This is a genomic window from Arhodomonas sp. SL1, assembly GCF_052060015.1.
GTDB lineage: Bacteria > Pseudomonadota > Gammaproteobacteria > Nitrococcales > Nitrococcaceae > Arhodomonas.
Map to the genome: position 1 here is coordinate 296,615 of NZ_JBPODZ010000001.1, position 17,073 is coordinate 313,687.

The window sequence follows — 17,073 nt, forward strand, 5'->3', positions numbered from 1 at the left end:
CGCAGATTCTCTCCCGAGGGCTCGGGTCCTGGCCAGTACCGTCGCTGTCCCGGCGGGCTGGCCATGGTCTATGGTGAGGACAGGCAGGCAGGGAGATAGGCCGATGCGTATCACGTTTTACGGTGCCACCCGGGAAGTGACGGGCTCGTGCTTCCTGATAGAGGTGGGCGAGCGCCGGATCTTGGTGGACTGCGGACTGATCCAGGGTAGCCCGGCCCACGAACGCCACAACCACGATCCCTTCCTTTTCGACCCAGCGGGAGTGGACGCGGTGGTGCTCAGCCATGCCCACCTGGACCACTCCGGAAGGCTGCCGCTGCTGATCAAGCGCGGCTTCAAGGGCCGTATTTACACCCACCACGCGAGCATCGACCTGTGCCGGATCATGCTCGAGGACGCCGGCTATCTCCACGAGAAGGAGGCGGAGTGGCAGAACCGCAAGCGTGAGCGCAAGGGTCTGGAACCCGTGGAGCCGCTGTACACGCGCAACGAGGGGCGGCTGTCGGCACGCCAGTTCCACGGGCTCGATTACCACGAGACCGCCGAGCCCGTCCCGGGGATGAGCCTCACCCTCCACGATGCCGGCCACATCCTGGGCTCCGCGGTGGTGGAGCTGGGACTCGATGAGGGCGGCGAGCACCGGCGGGTGGTGTTCACCGGAGATCTGGGGCACCGGGGTACACCGATCCTGCGGAACCCCGAGCCCGTCGCCGAGGCCGACCTGGTGGTCATGGAGAGCACCTACGGGGATCGCTGCCATCGCCCCTGGAGCGACACTTGGGAGGAGCTCGGAGGGATCTTCCGGGAGGCCCGGGAGGCCGGCGGCAACGTGCTGGTGCCCACCTTCGCTGTGGACCGTACCCAGATGCTGCTCTACACCTTCAACCGCTACTTCGACGACTGGGGGTTGGGCAACTGGCAGATCTTCCTGGACAGCCCCATGGCCATCAAGGCGACCCGCGTGTATGCCCGCCACGGGGCGCTCTATGATACCCATGCGGCGGCCTTCGAGGCGACCCACGGCGACCTCTTCGACCTGCCGAACCTGCATTTCACCGAGACCACCGAGGCCTCCATGGGGCTGAACAGCATCCGTGCCGGCGCCATCATCATCGCCGGTAGCGGCATGTGCACCGGCGGGCGGATCAAACACCACCTCAAGCACAATGTCTGGCGCCCGGAGACCCAGCTGGTGATCACCGGCTTCCAGGCGGCGGGGACCCTGGGAAGGGCCCTGGTGGACGGGGCCCATCACATCCGGCTGTGGGGGGAGACGGTGCGCGTGCAGGCCAAGGTGCACACCGTGGGCGGTCTCTCCGCCCATGCCGATCAGCAAGGGTTGCTGGACTGGTACGACGGTTTTCGCGGTGCACCGCCGCCGGTGGCTGTGGTCCACGGCGAGCCCGCCGCCCAGGATGCCCTGGTGGCGGCCCTGCGTTCGCGGACCATGGCCCGGTCCATGCGTTTCGGGGAGACCCTGGACCTAATCGATCCGGGGGCAGCCGTGGCAGGGGACGTACCCTAACCGAATAGCACCGCGTTCATGATCCGGCCGGGCAGCAACGTGAAAATCCCGGCGCCCACCAGCGCGAAGGCCACCAGGGAGATCATGGTGGCGCGGTGCTCGCGAATGCGGCCCTTGCGAGCGGCCCGGATCCCGGTTACCAAGCTTGCCAGCGTTGCTACCGAGAGCAGATGGATGGGGCTCCAGGGGCCCCATAGCTGGATGTGATGGATGAACAGGGAGCTGCGGGCGGTCAGTGCCATCAAGACCGTCCAGAGCCGGCCACCGGCTATCAACTGAACCGGCGCTTCCGCGAGCGCCTCGCCCATGTTTGGCAGGCGAGTCATCAGCAAATCTACCGGGAGCTGGGACGTCTCCAGGAGCAGGGTTGGATTGCCGGCGAGGAGATACCCCAGGAACAGCGGCCCGATGCCCGTCGCTACCGGGTCACCGCCGCCGGGGAGGAGGCCCTGGTGCAGTGGTTGCGCCAGCCCCAGCCGCCGCCGGCGCCGCGGGATCCCTTCCTGGTCAAGCTGTTCGCCGGCGATCTCCTGGACGATGCCACGTTGCGCTCGGAGATCGCCACGCTGCGCGAGCATTGGCAGGGCCGGATGCGTGCCTACCGGCGCCTGGAAGGCGCCTACTTCCAGGAGCCGGAACGCATGCCCCGGCATTACCGGCTTTAGTACCGGGCCCTGCGCCGCGGCATTCACAGCGCGGAGGCCAACCTTCGCTGGCTCGACGAGCTCGAGGGGGAGCTGGAGGGAGCGGTGTCGGACTAGCGGGGCCGGCGTGACCGCCGGAGTCTCAGCAGGTGCACCAACAACAGCGCGTAGGCCAGCGACCACAGCAGCGAGGCCACGAGCCACCAATCCGGGGTGGTGATGCGCAGCAACGCCGCGGCGCTCACCGCCGCCACCGCCGCGATGATATCCGGCAAGTGGTGGGCCGGGAGCTTGCCAGTGACCCGGCGGGTACGCGCCATCACAGTGATGGTGAGGGTCCCGAGGGCGCCCACGGTGATGCCGTGGAGCGCGGTGGTGGGTGGAGGATGGCCGGTGAGCCAGGTGCCGCCGAGCAGCGCCAGCCCCGCCACCAGCCAGGCGTAGCCGACGCCCAGCAGTAGGAGATCATGGCGCCCCATGCAGCGCCACAGTTGCCAGCGGGCCAGGCGCAGGGCAGCGATGGCAGCGGCGCCGCTCGCGGCAAGGCCGGCCACCGGTTCGCCCCCCGGCAGGGGGAAGGACACCACTGCCACACCCGCGCAAAGCAGCAAGGCCCCCTCCAACCGTGGCTGGACCCGTGCCTCCAGGGTGATCCCCTTGCCCCGCAGGTGACCGGCCGCCGCCGGCGCGATGAGCCGGCCGCCCATGAACAGCATCAATGCCGCCAGAATCAGCACGGCCTCGAGCAACGCCAGCCGACGCAGTGTCGGCCAGGTCACGAGGTCGCCCAACTGGAAGGCGAGAGCGGTGGCGGTTGCCATCAGCAGGATCGGCGCGATGGCGCGGTTGCGCCACTTCTTTGCCCCACGCAGGAACTGTGGCGCGGCCTGCCCGGCCAGCAGGGCCGCGAAGCCGGCATTGGCCGTGATCGCGATCCATCCCCCCGGGGCCAGCAGGAAGGCGAGCCGTGCGCCGGCCCAGAGCCCCACCAGCAGAGCCAGGGTACGGGCGGGGGCGCGGTTGATGGTGAAGCCCGCTACCACCGCGAGTGCTAAACCGAAGAGCATCTCGTGGGCGTGGCCGGAGGGTCCCGTCAGCCCCGGAAACAGGGGGGTACCTCGGGTCAGCGCGTACACGGAAAGGGGGTTGACCACCGCCGCATAGGCGGCGGCCAGCGGGAAGAACAGACCCTGGGCCGAACGCTGCCGGCCAGCGTGTGCCGTCACACTCATGGCGATTGCGCGGGCAACACGTCGGCGAGGCTGTGCCGGTCGAGCACATCGAGGAAGCTATCGAGGGCCCGGGAGAGGCCGTTGGCGAGCACGCAGGCCGGGGTGATGCGACAGCGGTTGCTATCGCCGAAGCACTCCACGAGCTCGCGGTTCTTCTCGGTCTGTCGGATCAGCGTACCCACGTTGATCGCCTCGGGCGGGAGCGCGAGGTGGACGCCGCCGTTTTTGCCCGGAATGGTGCGTATATAGCCGAGCTGGCCGAGCTCGCGGACCACCTTCGCCACATGGTTTCGGGAGATGCCGTAATGGCCGGCGATCGCGTCGATGGTCACGCGCCGGTCCCGGGTCAGGGCCAGATAGATCAGGACCCGTAGGGCGTGGTCCGTATAACGGGTAAGGTGCATGCTCGGCGCCGTTCCGGGATTGCCCGTAATCGGTACGTAGCATACTACATAATGCCATGGTGGGCGGCCTGCAGCGCGGGTATGGCGAGACTATACTCGTGTGCTAAACCGCGGCGGGGACCGCACATAGGTCCCGCCTATCGTTAGGGTGTAGACATTCAATTGGAATACCGGGGTAATCGCAATTAGGTTATAAGCATACAACGGAAAGTTATCAACCAGCCGATCCAGAGAGGAGGCTTTACCATGGAGCAAGAGATGACCCAGAGCCAGACCCCGGGCATCCCCCGGATCAACGAGCCGGCACCGGACTTCCGGGCCCCCACCACCGCCGGTGAGCTCTCGCTGTCGGACTTCCGCGGCAAGTGGTTGGTGCTGTTCTCCCATCCGGCGGACTTCACGCCGGTATGCACCACCGAGTTCATGGCCTTCGCCAAGGCCCAGGATGACTTCGAGAAGCTGAACGCGCAGCTCCTCGGCCTGTCCATCGACAGCACCCACTCCCACATCGCGTGGATCCGTTCCATCAAGGAGAACTTCGGCGTCGATATCCGCTTCCCCATCATCGCCGATCTCAAGATGGAGGTGGCCAAGGCCTACGGCATGATCCACGAGGGGGCCTCCGATACCTCGGCGGTGCGGGCGACGTTCATCATCGATCCCGAGGGCATCCTCAAGGCGATGGTGTACTACCCGATGACCAATGGTCGCTCCATTCCGGAGTTCCTGCGCCTGCTGCAGTCCCTGCAGACCTCCGAGCAGTACGGCGTGGCCACCCCCGAGGGCTGGCAGCCCGGCGATAAGGTCATCGTGCCGCCGCCGGCCACGGTGAAGGATGCCGAGGAGCGGCTGCAGAACAAGGACTACGAGGTCACCGACTGGTACTTCTCCAAGAAGTCCCTCTGACTTCCAACCTTCCTGTTCCGTCCCCCGCCCCGGGGCGCCTGTCCCGGGGTCGTATCAGCGACAGTTGCCGGCCCCCTCGGGGCCGGCCGTCTTTCCTCCCCGCCGCCTGCCGACATCGTTTGACCCCCGGGGGCCGCTGGCCTAGTGTTATCGGCGCTGAAAAAAGGTCAGACCAACAAGATTCCCGGAGGCAGGCATGATCCCAACGTTCAAGCAGATTTCCGTCGCCGCCGCATTGGCCGGCAGCATGGTGGCGGCCCCGCTGTCCGCGCAGGAGGGGGTTGCCGACATGGATCCGGTGAGCCTCAGGCTCGCCCACGTCGTCAATGAGCAGGACGGTTTCCATATCGCCGCCGAGCGCTTCGCCGAGCTGGTCGCGGAGCGCAGTGATGGCGCCATCGACATCGAGATCTATCCCAATGCCCAGCTCGGCGACGAGCGCACCCTGCTCGAGGGGATGCAGATCGGCACCGTGGACATGGGGGTGATCACCAATGGCCCGGTCGCCAACTTCGTCGAGGAGATCGCGGTCTTCGAGCTGCCGTTCCTCTTCCCCTCCCGCGAGGCGGCCTATAAGGTGCTGGACGGGCCGGTGGGTCAGGACCTGCTCGACGAGCTCGAGACGGTCAACCTCAAGGGCCTGGCCTATGCGGAGCGGGGCTTCCGCAATCTCACCAACGACGTGCGCCCGGTCCATGCACCGGAGGACGTGGAGGGGCTGAAGATCCGGGTCATGGAGAATCCGGTCTACATCGACACCTTCCGGGCCCTGGGCGCCAACGCCGTCCCCATGGCCTGGACCGAGGCCCTGACGGCCATGCAGCAGGGCACCATCGACGGCCAGGAGAACCCGGTCAACGTCATCCATTCGTTCAAGCTCTACGAAGCACAGCAGCACATGTCCATGACCCGCCACACCTATGCGCCGGCGCTGTTCGTGATGAGCGCGAGCGTGTGGAACGGCCTCCCCGCAGAGGCCCAGGACATTCTCGAGCGTTCCGCCCAGGAGGCCGCGGAGCACGAGCGTCGGGTCAACGCGGAGATGGAGGAAGAACAGCTGCAGGCGCTGCGGGATGCTGGCATGGAGCTGGTGATGGAGCCGGACGTGGCCGCGTTCCAAGAGGCGGTGCAGCCGGTCTACGAGGACTATGGTGAGCGCTTCGGGGCCTACCTGGAGCGTATCCGCGAGCAGCTGCAGTAGCACGCTCATCCAGTAACCGCGCCGGGCCGCCCGGGCCCGGCGCGCGGGGCAGGCCGATGTTGACCATCCTGCAGGCCATCGAGCGCGGCTTGGACGCGGTGATCCGGCCCGTGGCCTTCGTGGCCCTGGCCGGTATGATCGTGGTAACGACGTTGCAGATTGTCTTCCGGGTCGCGTTTGACGCGATCAGCTGGTCCGAGGAGCTCGCCCGGTATCTGCTGGTCTGGACCACCTTCCTTGGGGCGACCCTGGCCTATCAGCGGGGCCGACATATCGCGGTGACGGTGGTCGTGGACGCGCTGCCCGGCCCCCTGCGTCGGGTGGCACGGGTGCTGGCCCACGGCGCCTCGCTGGTGTTCTTCGCCGTGGTGATCGTGGCGGGCTGGCGGTATATGGCCCTGCAGGGCTTCCAGGTCTCTGCCTCCCTGCGTGTGCCCATGCCCTGGGTCTATGCGGTGATCCCCGGCTCCGCCGCGGTGATGGCCCTGTATGCCCTCGCGGACCTGCTGGAATCGTTGCTCGGCAGGGAACGCCCGGCGGGGAGTGCGACCCCGGAGACCGGCAACGGATGAGCGGCCTGCTGTTCGTCGCCTTCTTCGCGCTGTTGCTGCTTGGGGTACCGGTGGCGGTGGCCATCGGTCTGGCCGCCGTCGCCGCGCTGAGTGCGGACGGGGTGCCGCTGATGGTGGTGGTGCAGCGGATGTTCGCGGGCACCGACTCGTTCGCACTCATCGCGGTGCCCTTCTTCATCCTCGCCGGCGATCTCATGGCCTCGGGTCAGGTTAGTAAGAAGCTGGTGGACTTTGCCGATGCCCTGTTCGGCTTCCTCAAGGGCGGGTTGTCCATCGTCTCGGTGCTCGCGGGGATGTTCTTCGCCGCGATCTCCGGCTCCGGGGCCGCCACCACCGCGGCGGTGGGCTCCACCCTGATCCCGGAGCTCAAGCGCAAGGGCTACGACGAGGCCCCCGCCGCCAGCTTGATCGCCGCCAGCGGCACCATCGGTGTGGTGATCCCGCCGTCGGTGCCAATGATTATCTACGCGGTGCTCGCGGATCAGTCGGTGGCACGGCTGTTCCTCAACGGCTTCATCCCCGGGATCATCATGGGCCTGGGGTTGATGGCCATCGCCCTGGTACAGGCCCATGACCGCAACTACCCGCGGGGCAGCGCCCTGTCCCTGGGGCATATCTTGCGCACCCTCCGGGACGCCTTTTGGGGGCTGCTCACGCCGGTGATCATCCTCGGGGGTATCTTCTCGGGGGTGTTCACGCCCAGCGAGGCGGCGGTGGTGGCCGTGAACTACGCCCTGCTGGTCTCGCTGTTCGTTTACCGCGACCTCTCGCTGCGCGAGATCTATGCCCTGATGATCCGCTCGGTGCTCACCACCGGGGTGATCATGTTCGTCATCGCCACCTCTGCCGTCCTCTCGTGGACCCTGGCGAACTGGAACATCCCCACGGCGGTGGCCGAGTCGGTGCTCTCCCTGTCCGGCGAACCCCTGGTGATATTGCTGCTGATCACCGCGGTGATCCTGCTCACCGGCGTGTTCGTGGAGACCGCCAGCGCCCTGATCATCCTCACCCCAGTGCTGCTGCCCCTGGTACGGGCCATGGACATCGACCTGATCCACTTCGGGGTGATCATGGTCATGGGCCTCGGCATCGGCATGGTCACGCCCCCGGTGGCGATCAACCTGTACGTCGCATCCTCGATTACCGATCAGCCCCTCGAGCGCATTTCCCGGGCGGTGCTGCCCTATCTGGCGGTGCTGTTGGTGGTGCTGCTGATCGTGGTCTACGCCCCTGTGTTCCTGGGCCTGTCCGGATGACCGGGTATTGGCGGGGCGCCCCCGCATAACGTAGATTCGGGATACTGCAAATCCCGTAGGCCGGGCGCGGGGGCGTGCTCATGTATCGTGCCGATATACGGCTCAAGCGGATCCGTGACCCGGCGGAGGCCGGTGATGGCTACCGGGTCCTGGTGGATCGGGTGTGGCCCCGGGGCGTGGCCAAGGCGCAGGCGGCCGTGGATGAATGGGCGAAGGAACTCGCTCCCTCGCGGGAGCTCCGGCAGTGGTTCGCCCATGAGCCGGAGCGCTGGGAGGGCTTCCGCGAGCGGTACCGCCACGAGCTTGCCGAGGTGCCGCAGCCCCTTCGCCGGCTGGTAGAGCGTTGCGCGGCCGGGCCGGTGACCCTGCTCTTCGACGCCCGCGACCGCGAGCACAACCAGGCAGTGGTGCTGCGGGAGGTGCTGGCCGAGGAGCTAGAGGCCTGGTATGGGGCGGGGGAGCCCGCCTCTCCCGTGTGTTACGCCCGCCACGAGGGTGGTGAAGAACCCGGCTAATGGCGGTTGCTGATTATGGATCGTCGCCACCGGATTCCGCGCGGGTCTCGGTGGGGGAGCAGCCGAAACGCCTCCGATAGCGGCGTGCCAGATGGGAGGAGGAGGCGAACCCGCAGGCGGAGGCCACCTCCAGGATGCTGAGGGTGGACTGGCGCAGCAGGTCGTGGGCGCGGTCCAGGCGCAGCTCTAGGTGGAAGCGCCTCGGCGTGGTCGCGAAATGGCTCCGGAACAGCCGCTCGAGTTGGCGCACCGAGATCCCGGCCCGCCCGGCTATCTCCGCGGTCGTCAGCGGTTCGTCGAGGTGTTGGCGCATCACCTCCACGGCCTGCAGCAGCCTCGGGTGGCGGATGCGGTGCTTGCGCTCCAGGGACATCCGCTGGGCGGCGTGGGCGGGGCGTATGCTCGGGTGGATAGCCTGCTCGGCGACGGCATTGGCCAGTGCCTCACCGTGATCCCGGGCGATAAGGTCGAGCATCATGTCCAGCCCGGCGACACCCCCCGAACAGGTCAACAGGTTGTGATCGGCCTCGTAGAGCTCATTGGTCACCTGCACCCTCGGGAATTCCTCGCGCAGGCTGTCGGCGTTCTCCCAATGGATGGTACAGCGGCGGTCCTGCAGCAGCCCGGCCCGCGCGAGCAGCAGGCTGCCGGTGGAGGTGGCCCCGAGAATGACACCGGTACGGGCGAGTTGGCGCAGCCACTGGGTGAGGGTGGCGCAGTCGAGCAACGCGGCATCGTAGCCGGCGACCACGAACAGCGCCGATAGCCCCTCGCCGTCACCGAAGCTGCGGGTGGGGCGGAAGACCATTTCATTGCTCGCGGTCACGGCCTCGTCGCCGAGGCAGTACAGTGGCCATTCGTAGAGGCGCCGGCCGGCGAGGCGGTTGGCCATGCGCAGCGGGTCGATGGCCGCCGCCAGTGAGATCATGGAGAACTGCGGCAGCAGGACGAAGCCCAGCTGCTGCGGCCGGTCCGCCGTTTCGTTCCCCGCCGGCTCGGGCTCATGGTCGATGCGCTCGGTCATGGCCCCGCTATTGTGCCAGCACCGCGGCCCCGGTTCAGACGTGGCGGCCGAGCAGGGCCTCGTCGAAGGGGTACTTCGAGATCATCTCGACGCCGTCGTCGGTGATTAGTACTTCCTCCTCGAGCTTCACCCCCTCGGGGCCGTCCACCTCGCCGATGTAGCTCTCCACGCTCACCACCATGCCGGGCTCGAGCACGCCATCGCCGGTGAAGCGCTCGAAGTCCACGGAGTGGGCGACCAGCGGCGTTTCGCCGTGCATGCCGACGCCGTGGATGATCGATGGGTAGCGTCGGTCGAGGAAGCGTTCCGGGATGCGCCAGGCGCGCTCGGCGATGTCGCGGTAGCTCATCCCGGGGCGGAGGATGTCGATGTTGTGGTGCACCTGTTCCCAGGCCATCTGGTAGAGGCTTTGCTGATAGCCGCTGGGGCGGCCGGGGCCCACGTGGAAGGTGCGGGAGAAGTCGGAGTAGTAGCCGTTGCAGCCGATGGTGTCGGTGTCCAGGGCCACCAGCTCCCCCGGGCGGATGACCCGGTCGCTGGCCTCGTTGAACCAGGGGTTGGTCCGCGGCCCCGAAGACAGCAGCCGGGTCTCGATGAACTCCCCACCGCCGCGGATCACCTCGCCGTACATGGTGGCGAACAGGTCCGTTTCGGTGGCGCCGGGGCGGATACTGCGCTCCACCGCCGCCACCGCGGCCTCGCTCGCGGCCATGGACTGGGCCAGGCAAGCGATCTCCTCGGGGGTCTTCAGCCGCCGGCAGTGCAGGGTGTCCTGCATGCAGTCCGCAACCTCCAGGCCCTGGGCCTCGAGGTTGAGCGCGAGCAGGTGGGAGCAGCGGTCGAGGCCCACCTTGACGTTGCCGCGGCCGTGGGCGCGCACCAGGTCCGCGATCTCCCGGGCGAACGGGTCGGCGCTGAGATTATCGCGCTGGTTCACCGCTGACCACACGACCTTGGAGGTGCGCGACTCGTCGATGGTCTCCAGCCAGGTGGAGACGTGGGCGCTGCCCGGATACTCGAACAGGATCACCGGCCCTTCCTGCGGGACGTAGATATAGCGCGTGGAGTTACGCAGGAAATAGCCGAACATGTTGCGCGAGCCGGTGGCGTAGCGCTGGTTGTAGGGGTCGAACAGGACCACGGCGGCGTAGCCCTGCTCGGCCATCATCGCGCGCAGGCGGCGCAGCCGGCCGGCGCGTAGCGCCTTGGGGTCGAAGCTCATGGGCACGCTGTCATAGTTGCCCACCGGGGCGGACGGAGTGACCGGCCGGCCGGTGTCGGGCAGCTCGACGTGCGGGTGAGTAAAGTCGTCCACGCTGGTCTCCTGCTTTCAGTCCGCGAGGTTGTCGCTGCGCTCCAGGCCCTCCTCGAGCTGACGCTCGTGGACCGGGGCCATGCGCCCGAAGATCCGCTGGGCGCGCTCGGCACGGCCGATGAAGCCGGGCTCGCGGGCGTAGCCGAAGATCACCGTATGCCGCTCGGTCTCGCCGTGGACCCGGGCGACCCGGTGCAGGGAGTAGCGGCCGTAGAAGATCTGCAGATCGCCGGGCTCCAGGGACAGGGTCTTGACCGGTTCGCGGTCGCCCTCGAGCACCCGCTGGACGCCCTGGAAGTTCTCGTCCTCAGGGTTGCGGATCTGCGGGCAGTACTCGAAGTCGCCGCCACGCTCGGGCTTCTGGGTCATCATGGTGACGATGAACTCGTTGGTGTCGTAGTGCCAGGGGTGCTGGCAGCCGTCGCGCAGGACATTGATCACCAGCCCCGCCAGCGGGTCCGCGTACTCGTGGAGCTCCGGCTCCTCCATGGCCGCCGCGATGAAGCGCTGGAAGTCCGGGTTGTGGTAGATCCGGCGCACCGCGGTGTCCTGGGCGATGAGATCGCCGGCCACGAAGCCGTTGGTGCGGTCGCCGAAGACGTTCTTGGGGTGGTTGTCCGCAAGCGACGGGTCGCCGTCGGAGTTGTACGGGTTGGTGTGGGTCTCGTTGTAGTGGGCTCGCGGTGCGAGCTCCCGGGTCTCCTCGCGGATCGCGGCCAGCGCCTCCGGGCGGATGAAGCCCTTGAGCACGACGCAACCGTCGTCGTCGAGCTGGGCGCGACAGCGGCGCAGCAAATCCTCGCGGGCGTCGCCGCCCCGCTGGTGGATGGGATAGCGCTCCAGGTCCACCACGCCCGCCAGGGGGTGTTCTTCGGTGTTGTCTGCGATCACGGCACTCATGCTGGATTCTCCTCGGTTGCCGGAACTGGTCTTCATGCTAGGATGCATTGATCAATAACAAAAACGATTAAGTGAAATAGATTCGTTGAAGAACTTTAATTGATTGAGGTGGCATGGATACGGATCTGTTCCGGGCGTTCGTGGCGGTGGCCGACAGCGGCGGTTTCAGCGCGGCGGCCAAGGGGCTGAACCGCACCCAGTCGGCAGTGAGCCTGCAGGTGCGACGGCTGGAGGAGCGCACCGGCGAGGCGCTGTTCGCGCGCACCAGCCGCTCGGTGGCGCTGACCGCCGCCGGCGAGGCCCTGCTCCCCTATGCCCGGCGGTTGTTGCGCTTGCAGGAGGAGGCGCTGGCCGCGGTGGGCGAGGCGGGCACCGGCAACGCCCTGCGTTTCGGCATCACCGATGAGCAGGCCCTGGCCTATCTCCCCGAAGTCCTCGGGCCCTTCCAGCGTAGCCACCCCGGGGTGCATCTGGAGATCACCTGCGACCTCAGCACCCGGCTGGTGGATGCCCTGGGCCAGGGGCTCCTCGACCTGGCACTGACCATCCGTCACCGGCGCACGGCCACCGGCGAGGTGGTCGCGAGGGAACCGCTGGTGTGGGTGGCGGCGGAGGATCTCCCGTTGCCCCCCAGGGGGGCGCTCCCGCTGGCGCTCAATCCCGAGGGTTGCCTGTACCGCGCGCAGGCCGTATCCGCGCTCGGCCAGGCGGGTCGGGAGTGGCGCGTCGTCTATATCAGCCAGAGCGCCACCGGGATCAACCTCGCGGTGCAGGCGGGGCTGGCGGTGACCGTGAAGACGCCGCGCTCGGTGCCCGAGGGCTGCCGGGTCTTGGGGACCGCCGACGGGCTTCCGGAACTGCCGTGGGTCGCCATTGAGCTTCATCGTGCCCCCGGTATCGTCTCTGCCGAGGCGGACGCGTTCTCCGAGCAGTTACTCCGGGCTATCGGCGACACCGAGGGGGTGCGTCGGGTGGACGATGCGGTGTGGCAGTGAGCCCGGCGGGGGCCGGCGCTCAGCGTTCCCACGGTTCCAGCAGCCGGCGCACCAGCGGGGTGTCCGCGTCCCGGTGCGTGGGCAGATCGAAGCGGGCCGCAGCGATCGCCTCCCGCTCCAGGGTGGCGGTGACGAGCCGCTCGTCGTCGCCGGCGACCGCAAGGGTCTCGCCCCTCGGCCCGAGGATCCGGCTGCCGCCCCAGAAGAACGCTTCCCCCTCCGGCCCGTAGCGATTGGCGAAGATCACGGGCGTGCCGTAGGTCATCGCGTAGAAACCGATGTTGGTCAGCCAGTTGCGCTCGTTGGAGAACTCCTCGCTGACGATCCCCGTCGCCGAGTTGGCCGGCGCCGCGAGCACCGTGGGCCGGTGGAGCATGCTCGCGTGGACCAGGCCCGGGTTCCAGAGATCGGCGCAGATCAGGCAGGCGACCGGCCAGCCGGGGGCGCACTCCGCCTCCGTGGTCGCCGTCCCCCGGCCGAAGATCTTGCCCTCGCCGAGCCCGCCGTAGGTGGGCGGGTTGACCTTGCGGTGGACGGCGATCACCCGGCCGTCACGGAGTACGGCGGCGGCGTTGAACAGCTCCCCGGGGGCGGCCTCCTCGACGAAGCCGACGATGGTCGTCATGGCACCGCTCGCCTCGGCAAGGCGGCCGAGCCGCGCATCGTCCCGCCGCATGGCCACCGCCAGGGCGTTGCGCCCGAGGGCGTAGCCGGTCAGGGAGAGCTCGGGGAATACCAGCAGCTCCACACCGGCGTTGCGTGCCGTGGCGATCCACTCGGCGTGGCGTTGCAGATTGGTTTCGACGGCGGCCAGGGTACAGTTGCATTGAACGGCCCCGACGCGGATACGGGCCGGTGTGCTCATGGGTCCCCCATGGGTCGGTTGCCGGCGGCGGCCGACAGGCCGCCGCCACGGGCCTCAGATCAGGTCGTGCTCCTTGAGGAAGTCCTCAGCCACTCGCTCGATGCTCTCCTTGTCCACGTCCACGCGGGCGTTCAGCGCGGCCATGGTGTCGTCGTCGAGCAGCGCCGACAGGGCGTTCATCTGCTCGGCGAGCTCCGGGTTGGCGTCCAGGGTGTCCTGGCGCACGACCGGGGTGAGGGCGTAGGAGGGGAAGTAGTTGCGGTCGTCGTCCAGTACGCGGAAGTTGAAGGCGGGGATGCGCCCGTCGGTGGCAAAGACCAGGGCCACGTCCACCTGACCCTCCTTGAGCGCGGAGTAGGTCAGCCCGGAGTCCATGCGCTTGATATCGCCGCGGGGCAGGCGGAAGCCATACTCCTGCATCATCGGCTTGAACCCATCCGGGCGGGCATAGAATTCGGCGTTGACCGCGACGGTAAGCGCCTCGCCGCCGTTGATGGCGTCGGCGAGATCGGAGAGGCTCTCGATACCCCGCTCCGCTGCGTCTTCCTCCTGCATGGCCAGGGCATAGGTGTTATTGGCCTCGGAAGGCTCCAACCAGACCAGGCCCTTTTCGGCGTCCAGCTCCTTGACCCGCTGGTAGGTCTCCTCCGGGCCCAGCCGCTCCTCGACATCGTTGTAGGTGATCAGCGAGGTGCCGGTGTACTCCCAGTACAGGTCCACCTGGCCGTTGACCTGGGCCTTGCGCAGCACCACCGAGCCCATGCCGTCGCGCTTGTCGACGTCGTAGCCGTGGGCATCCAGGTACTTCGTGGTCATGGATGCGAGCAGCAGTTGCTCGGTGAAGTTCTTGCCGCCGACGACGATCTCCGCCGAGGCGGTGGCACCGAAGGCCAGCAGGCCGGCGGCGAGGGCGGTAGGGAAGAGCTTGCGGATCATGTCGATTCCTCCTGGTTGCGTCTGTGTCGTGTTATCAGGCGGGATTGCGTAGTGGATTGACCCCCTTGGGGACGAGCAAAAAGGCGAGGGTGGCCACTACCATGTCCACCACTACCGCGAGCAACGCGGTGGGGATGGCGCCGGCGAGCATCATTACCGTGTCGTCCATGGCGATGCCGGTGAAGATGAGCTCGCCGAGCCCGCCCCCGCCGATGAGAAAGGCCAGCGGCACGGTGCCCACGTTGACCGCCAGGGCCGTGCGGATGCCGGCGAAGATGACGAACAGGGCGTTGGGCAACTCCACCCGGAAGAGCATCTGCATCGGACTCATGCCCATGCCCGCGGCCGCCTCCTTCATGTGATCGGGTACGGACTTGATGCCCGCATAGGTGTTCCGGGCGATGGGCAGGATGGTGTAGACGAACAAGGCGAAGATCGCCGGCACCGTGCCGATGCCGAGCAGGGTCATGGATAGGGCCAACACCGCCAGGGTGGGGATGGTCTGTCCCACGTTGAGCACCTGCATGGCCGACTCCGCGAGCCGGGCGAAGCGCGGCCGGGTGAGCACGACGCCCGCGGGCACGGCGAAGGCGATGGCGAGGCCGCCGGAGATGAGCATCAGCATGATGTGCTGGCGCAGCAGATAGGTGATGTCCGGCCAGTAGAACAGGAAGTCGTCGACGAAGCCGGTGCCCTGGGTCCAGATACCGAGGGCGAACATCGCCACCAGCGCCGCGCCGTAGAACAATCGCTGCGGTGACTGGAACGGCATGGCTTTACTCCTGGGGCCGGTAGGTGGCGCCGAGGTAGCGGGTGATGCCGCGCTGGGTCAGCGTGCCCACCAGCCGCCCGTCGTCGTCCACGCAGGCGAGCCAGGTGGTGTCGTGGGAGAACATCAGCGAGGCCACCTTGCGCAGGTCATCGTCCACATGCGCCACCGCGTCGATGCCGTAGTAGTGCTCACCACAGCGGCCCCGTCGGGTCTCGGTGGTCGAGCGCAGCACCATCCCTACGGGCCGTTGGTGATCGTTGACCAGGGTGATGGCGTAGTGGTAACCGCGCTCCTCCATCAGCTCGAGGGCATGGCGGAGGTCGTCGTCGTGGCGGACCACGGGGACGTCCTCCTCCATGACATCGCGCACCCGTACCAGCTGCATCCGTTTCAACGCCCGGTCCTCGCCGAAGAAGCTCTCCACGAAGTCGTTCTTCGGGTGGGCCAGCAGGTCGTCCGGCCGCTCGTACTGCACCAATCGGCCCTCCTGGAAGATGGCGATGCGGTCGCCCATCTTGATGGCCTCGTCGATGTCGTGGCTGACGAAGAGGATGGTCTTCTTCAGCTCCGACTGCATGCGCAGGAACTCATCCTGGATCACCGCGCGGTTGATCGGGTCGATGGCGCCGAAGGGCTCGTCCATCAGCAGCACCGGCGGGTCTGCGGCCAGGGCACGGATCACGCCGACGCGTTGTTGCTGGCCGCCGGAGAGCTCGCCCGGGTAGCGGTCCATGAAAGCGGTGGGATCCAGGGCCACCATGTCCAGCAGCTCGCGCACGCGCTCGCGGATGCGCTTGCGATCCCAGCCCAGCAGCCGGGGTACCACCGAGATGTTCTCCTCGATGGTCATATTGGGGAACAGACCGATCTGCTGGATTACGTACCCGATGCCCCGGCGCAGGTCCACGGTGTTCAGCCCGGAGGTGTCCTCGCCGTTGATCTCCACGCGCCCGGAGGTGGGCTCGATGATCCGATTGATCATCTTCAGCGTGGTGGTCTTGCCACAGCCCGAGGGCCCGAGCAGGATGCAGATCTCGCCGTCGGGGACCTCCATGGTGATGTGATCGGCGGCGGTTACCGGCCCTTCCGGTGTCTCGAAGACCTTGGTGAGGTTCTCGATTCGGATCATTCCGCTCCCCTTGTGGTTGTATTAGCCCCCGGTGCGCTGCAGCCCACGTGGCGTGAGCCGCCGCTGCAGGCCAAGCAGCCCGAAATCCGCGGCGATGGCGAGCAGGCTCACAGCGACGGCGCCGATGACGAGCTGGCGTGGGTCCGATTGACTGATGCCCCGACTGATGAAGGTGCCGAGACCGCCCGCACCGATATAGGTGGCGATGGCCATGACGCCGATATTCATCACCACGGCGGTGCGTACGCCGGCCATGATCACGGGGACGGCGAGCGGAATTTCCACCATGCGCAGCCGCTGCACCGCGCTCATCCCTACCCCCCGGGCGGCCTCGCGCAGGGCCGGGTCCACGTCGTTGATGGCGGTGTAGGTGTTGCGGATGATCGGCAGCTGGGAGTAGAGCAGTACCGCCACGATGGCGGGTAGGTAGCCGATACCCTGGCCGATCAGCGATAGGATCGGGATCATCACCCCGAACAGTGCGATGGACGGGATGGTGATAATCATGGAGGCCACGTACAGCACCATGTCCGCCACCCGTTGGTTCTGGGTGATGGCGATGCCGATGGGTACGCCGGTAACCACCGCCAGCCCCACGGCGAATCCGACCAGGATCACGTGCTCAAGGGTGCGGTTGGTGAGCACGTCCAGGTTGTCCGCGAGGTACGCGAGAATCTCCAAGGCAACCCCCTCCGTTGCGGTCCGCGGTGCAGCCCTCGGGCTGGCGTAGCGGCACAGGATCTACTCGGGCACAGGATCGTTACCCGGGCGCGCTTGTCCCGGCGCGCCAACAGTGTTGCTTCAGGTTATCGGCGTGGGTGGGGTGGTAACGTGACACGAGCGCCATATCCGGACACAGGAGCGACAAATCCGCTCTGTGGA

19 protein-coding genes are annotated in these 17,073 nt (G+C 67.4%); 8 read left to right on the top strand and 11 right to left on the bottom strand.

Features of this window, described 5'->3' with window-relative positions; genetic code table 11:
- The first annotated feature begins 103 nt into the window (after window positions 1–103).
- Window positions 104–1,525, top strand: coding sequence for an MBL fold metallo-hydrolase RNA specificity domain-containing protein (locus ACQ754_RS01405; protein ID WP_440995193.1), 1,422 nt, complete (start codon window positions 104–106; stop codon window positions 1,523–1,525).
- Here ACQ754_RS01405 and ACQ754_RS01410 read toward each other — a convergent pair.
- Window positions 1,522–1,767, bottom strand: a complete 246-nt coding sequence (locus ACQ754_RS01410; protein WP_440995194.1) for a DUF2306 domain-containing protein — start codon at window positions 1,765–1,767, stop codon at window positions 1,522–1,524. The genes ACQ754_RS01405 and ACQ754_RS01410 overlap by 4 nt on opposite strands.
- Here ACQ754_RS01410 and ACQ754_RS01415 point away from each other — a divergent pair.
- Window positions 1,732–2,190, top strand: coding sequence for a PadR family transcriptional regulator (locus ACQ754_RS01415; RefSeq protein ID WP_440995195.1), 459 nt, complete (start codon window positions 1,732–1,734; stop codon window positions 2,188–2,190). The two genes, ACQ754_RS01410 and ACQ754_RS01415, sit on opposite strands and share 36 nt — an antisense overlap.
- 92 nt (window positions 2,191–2,282) lie before the next feature.
- Here the strand turns inward: ACQ754_RS01415 and ACQ754_RS01420 are convergent, their stop codons facing one another.
- On the bottom strand, window positions 2,283–3,401 hold the full coding sequence (locus ACQ754_RS01420; protein ID WP_440995196.1) for an NnrS family protein: 1,119 nt from the start codon (window positions 3,399–3,401) through the stop codon (window positions 2,283–2,285).
- Entirely contained in the window at window positions 3,398–3,805 is a 408-nt protein-coding gene (locus ACQ754_RS01425; RefSeq protein ID WP_440995197.1) for an RrF2 family transcriptional regulator, read from the bottom strand. The genes ACQ754_RS01420 and ACQ754_RS01425 overlap by 4 nt, the downstream gene beginning before the upstream one ends.
- Window positions 3,806–4,051: 246 nt before the next feature.
- On the opposite strand from ACQ754_RS01425, the gene ACQ754_RS01430 reads away from it, so the two are divergent.
- The 5 genes from ACQ754_RS01430 (at window position 4,052) to ACQ754_RS01450 (ending at window position 8,255) form a co-directional block, all read left to right on the top strand.
- Entirely contained in the window at window positions 4,052–4,711 is a 660-nt protein-coding gene (locus ACQ754_RS01430) for a peroxiredoxin (RefSeq protein WP_440995198.1), read from the top strand.
- A 196-nt stretch (window positions 4,712–4,907) separates the two neighbouring features.
- A complete protein-coding gene (locus tag ACQ754_RS01435; protein ID WP_440995199.1) occupies window positions 4,908–5,912 on the top strand; it encodes a TRAP transporter substrate-binding protein in 1,005 nt (334 codons plus the stop codon).
- Between the two features lie 56 nt (window positions 5,913–5,968).
- On the top strand, window positions 5,969–6,484 hold the full coding sequence (locus ACQ754_RS01440) for a TRAP transporter small permease (protein ID WP_440995200.1): 516 nt from the start codon (window positions 5,969–5,971) through the stop codon (window positions 6,482–6,484).
- Window positions 6,481–7,740 carry a TRAP transporter large permease gene (locus tag ACQ754_RS01445; RefSeq protein ID WP_440995201.1) on the top strand — a complete coding sequence of 420 codons (1,260 nt, stop codon included), beginning with the start codon at window positions 6,481–6,483 and terminating at the stop codon, window positions 7,738–7,740. Before ACQ754_RS01440 ends, ACQ754_RS01445 begins: the two co-directional genes overlap by 4 nt.
- Window positions 7,741–7,820: 80 nt before the next feature.
- Window positions 7,821–8,255 carry a DUF488 domain-containing protein gene (locus ACQ754_RS01450; RefSeq protein ID WP_440995202.1) on the top strand — a complete coding sequence of 145 codons (435 nt, stop codon included), beginning with the start codon at window positions 7,821–7,823 and terminating at the stop codon, window positions 8,253–8,255.
- 13 nt (window positions 8,256–8,268) lie between these two features.
- On the opposite strand, the gene ACQ754_RS01455 is transcribed toward ACQ754_RS01450, so the two are convergent.
- Genes ACQ754_RS01455 through ACQ754_RS01465 form a run of 3 tightly spaced genes read right to left on the bottom strand, consistent with a single transcriptional unit; the run spans window position 8,269 to window position 11,494 of the window.
- Window positions 8,269–9,279 carry a GlxA family transcriptional regulator gene (locus ACQ754_RS01455; RefSeq protein ID WP_440995203.1) on the bottom strand — a complete coding sequence of 337 codons (1,011 nt, stop codon included), beginning with the start codon at window positions 9,277–9,279 and terminating at the stop codon, window positions 8,269–8,271.
- Between the two features lie 34 nt (window positions 9,280–9,313).
- Entirely contained in the window at window positions 9,314–10,594 is a 1,281-nt protein-coding gene (locus tag ACQ754_RS01460) for a M24 family metallopeptidase (RefSeq protein WP_440995204.1), read from the bottom strand.
- 15 nt (window positions 10,595–10,609) lie between these two features.
- On the bottom strand, window positions 10,610–11,494 hold the full coding sequence (locus tag ACQ754_RS01465) for a HalD/BesD family halogenase (protein WP_440995205.1): 885 nt from the start codon (window positions 11,492–11,494) through the stop codon (window positions 10,610–10,612).
- A gap of 113 nt (window positions 11,495–11,607) precedes the next feature.
- Between ACQ754_RS01465 and ACQ754_RS01470 the strand changes: the two genes are divergently transcribed.
- On the top strand, window positions 11,608–12,489 hold the full coding sequence (locus ACQ754_RS01470) for a LysR substrate-binding domain-containing protein (protein WP_440995206.1): 882 nt from the start codon (window positions 11,608–11,610) through the stop codon (window positions 12,487–12,489).
- A 19-nt stretch (window positions 12,490–12,508) separates the two neighbouring features.
- Here the strand turns inward: ACQ754_RS01470 and ACQ754_RS01475 are convergent, their stop codons facing one another.
- Genes ACQ754_RS01475 through ACQ754_RS01495 form a run of 5 tightly spaced genes read right to left on the bottom strand, consistent with a single transcriptional unit; the run spans window position 12,509 to window position 16,872 of the window.
- A complete protein-coding gene (locus tag ACQ754_RS01475; protein WP_440995207.1) occupies window positions 12,509–13,354 on the bottom strand; it encodes a nitrilase-related carbon-nitrogen hydrolase in 846 nt (281 codons plus the stop codon).
- 54 nt (window positions 13,355–13,408) lie between these two features.
- On the bottom strand, window positions 13,409–14,290 hold the full coding sequence (locus tag ACQ754_RS01480; RefSeq protein WP_440995208.1) for a glycine betaine ABC transporter substrate-binding protein: 882 nt from the start codon (window positions 14,288–14,290) through the stop codon (window positions 13,409–13,411).
- 34 nt (window positions 14,291–14,324) lie between these two features.
- A complete protein-coding gene (locus ACQ754_RS01485) occupies window positions 14,325–15,062 on the bottom strand; it encodes an ABC transporter permease (RefSeq protein WP_440995209.1) in 738 nt (245 codons plus the stop codon).
- 4 nt (window positions 15,063–15,066) lie between these two features.
- Window positions 15,067–16,191, bottom strand: coding sequence for an ABC transporter ATP-binding protein (locus ACQ754_RS01490; protein WP_440995210.1), 1,125 nt, complete (start codon window positions 16,189–16,191; stop codon window positions 15,067–15,069).
- A 21-nt stretch (window positions 16,192–16,212) separates the two neighbouring features.
- The gene (locus ACQ754_RS01495) at window positions 16,213–16,872 is read right to left on the bottom strand and encodes an ABC transporter permease (protein WP_440995211.1); all 660 of its coding nucleotides are present in this window, start codon (window positions 16,870–16,872) and stop codon (window positions 16,213–16,215) included.
- Window positions 16,873–17,073 lie beyond the last annotated feature (201 nt).

Excerpts from the sequence above, each read along its gene's own strand:
- ACQ754_RS01405 (WP_440995193.1), top strand. The coding sequence starts at position 104 with ATGCGTATCACGTTTTACGGTGCCACCCGGGAAGTGACGGGCTCGTGC.
- ACQ754_RS01415 (WP_440995195.1), top strand. The coding sequence starts at position 1,732 with ATGGATGAACAGGGAGCTGCGGGCGGTCAGTGCCATCAAGACCGTCCA.
- ACQ754_RS01410 (WP_440995194.1), bottom strand. The coding sequence starts at position 1,767 with ATGGCACTGACCGCCCGCAGCTCCCTGTTCATCCATCACATCCAGCTA.
- ACQ754_RS01420 (WP_440995196.1), bottom strand. The coding sequence starts at position 3,401 with ATGAGTGTGACGGCACACGCTGGCCGGCAGCGTTCGGCCCAGGGTCTG.
- ACQ754_RS01425 (WP_440995197.1), bottom strand. The coding sequence starts at position 3,805 with ATGCACCTTACCCGTTATACGGACCACGCCCTACGGGTCCTGATCTAT.
- ACQ754_RS01430 (WP_440995198.1), top strand. The coding sequence starts at position 4,052 with ATGGAGCAAGAGATGACCCAGAGCCAGACCCCGGGCATCCCCCGGATC.
- ACQ754_RS01435 (WP_440995199.1), top strand. The coding sequence starts at position 4,908 with ATGATCCCAACGTTCAAGCAGATTTCCGTCGCCGCCGCATTGGCCGGC.
- ACQ754_RS01440 (WP_440995200.1), top strand. The coding sequence starts at position 5,969 with ATGTTGACCATCCTGCAGGCCATCGAGCGCGGCTTGGACGCGGTGATC.
- ACQ754_RS01445 (WP_440995201.1), top strand. The coding sequence starts at position 6,481 with ATGAGCGGCCTGCTGTTCGTCGCCTTCTTCGCGCTGTTGCTGCTTGGG.
- ACQ754_RS01450 (WP_440995202.1), top strand. The coding sequence starts at position 7,821 with ATGTATCGTGCCGATATACGGCTCAAGCGGATCCGTGACCCGGCGGAG.
- ACQ754_RS01455 (WP_440995203.1), bottom strand. The coding sequence starts at position 9,279 with ATGACCGAGCGCATCGACCATGAGCCCGAGCCGGCGGGGAACGAAACG.
- ACQ754_RS01465 (WP_440995205.1), bottom strand. The coding sequence starts at position 11,494 with ATGAGTGCCGTGATCGCAGACAACACCGAAGAACACCCCCTGGCGGGC.
- ACQ754_RS01470 (WP_440995206.1), top strand. The coding sequence starts at position 11,608 with ATGGATACGGATCTGTTCCGGGCGTTCGTGGCGGTGGCCGACAGCGGC.
- ACQ754_RS01475 (WP_440995207.1), bottom strand. The coding sequence starts at position 13,354 with ATGAGCACACCGGCCCGTATCCGCGTCGGGGCCGTTCAATGCAACTGT.
- ACQ754_RS01480 (WP_440995208.1), bottom strand. The coding sequence starts at position 14,290 with ATGATCCGCAAGCTCTTCCCTACCGCCCTCGCCGCCGGCCTGCTGGCC.
- ACQ754_RS01485 (WP_440995209.1), bottom strand. The coding sequence starts at position 15,062 with ATGCCGTTCCAGTCACCGCAGCGATTGTTCTACGGCGCGGCGCTGGTG.
- ACQ754_RS01490 (WP_440995210.1), bottom strand. The coding sequence starts at position 16,191 with ATGATCCGAATCGAGAACCTCACCAAGGTCTTCGAGACACCGGAAGGG.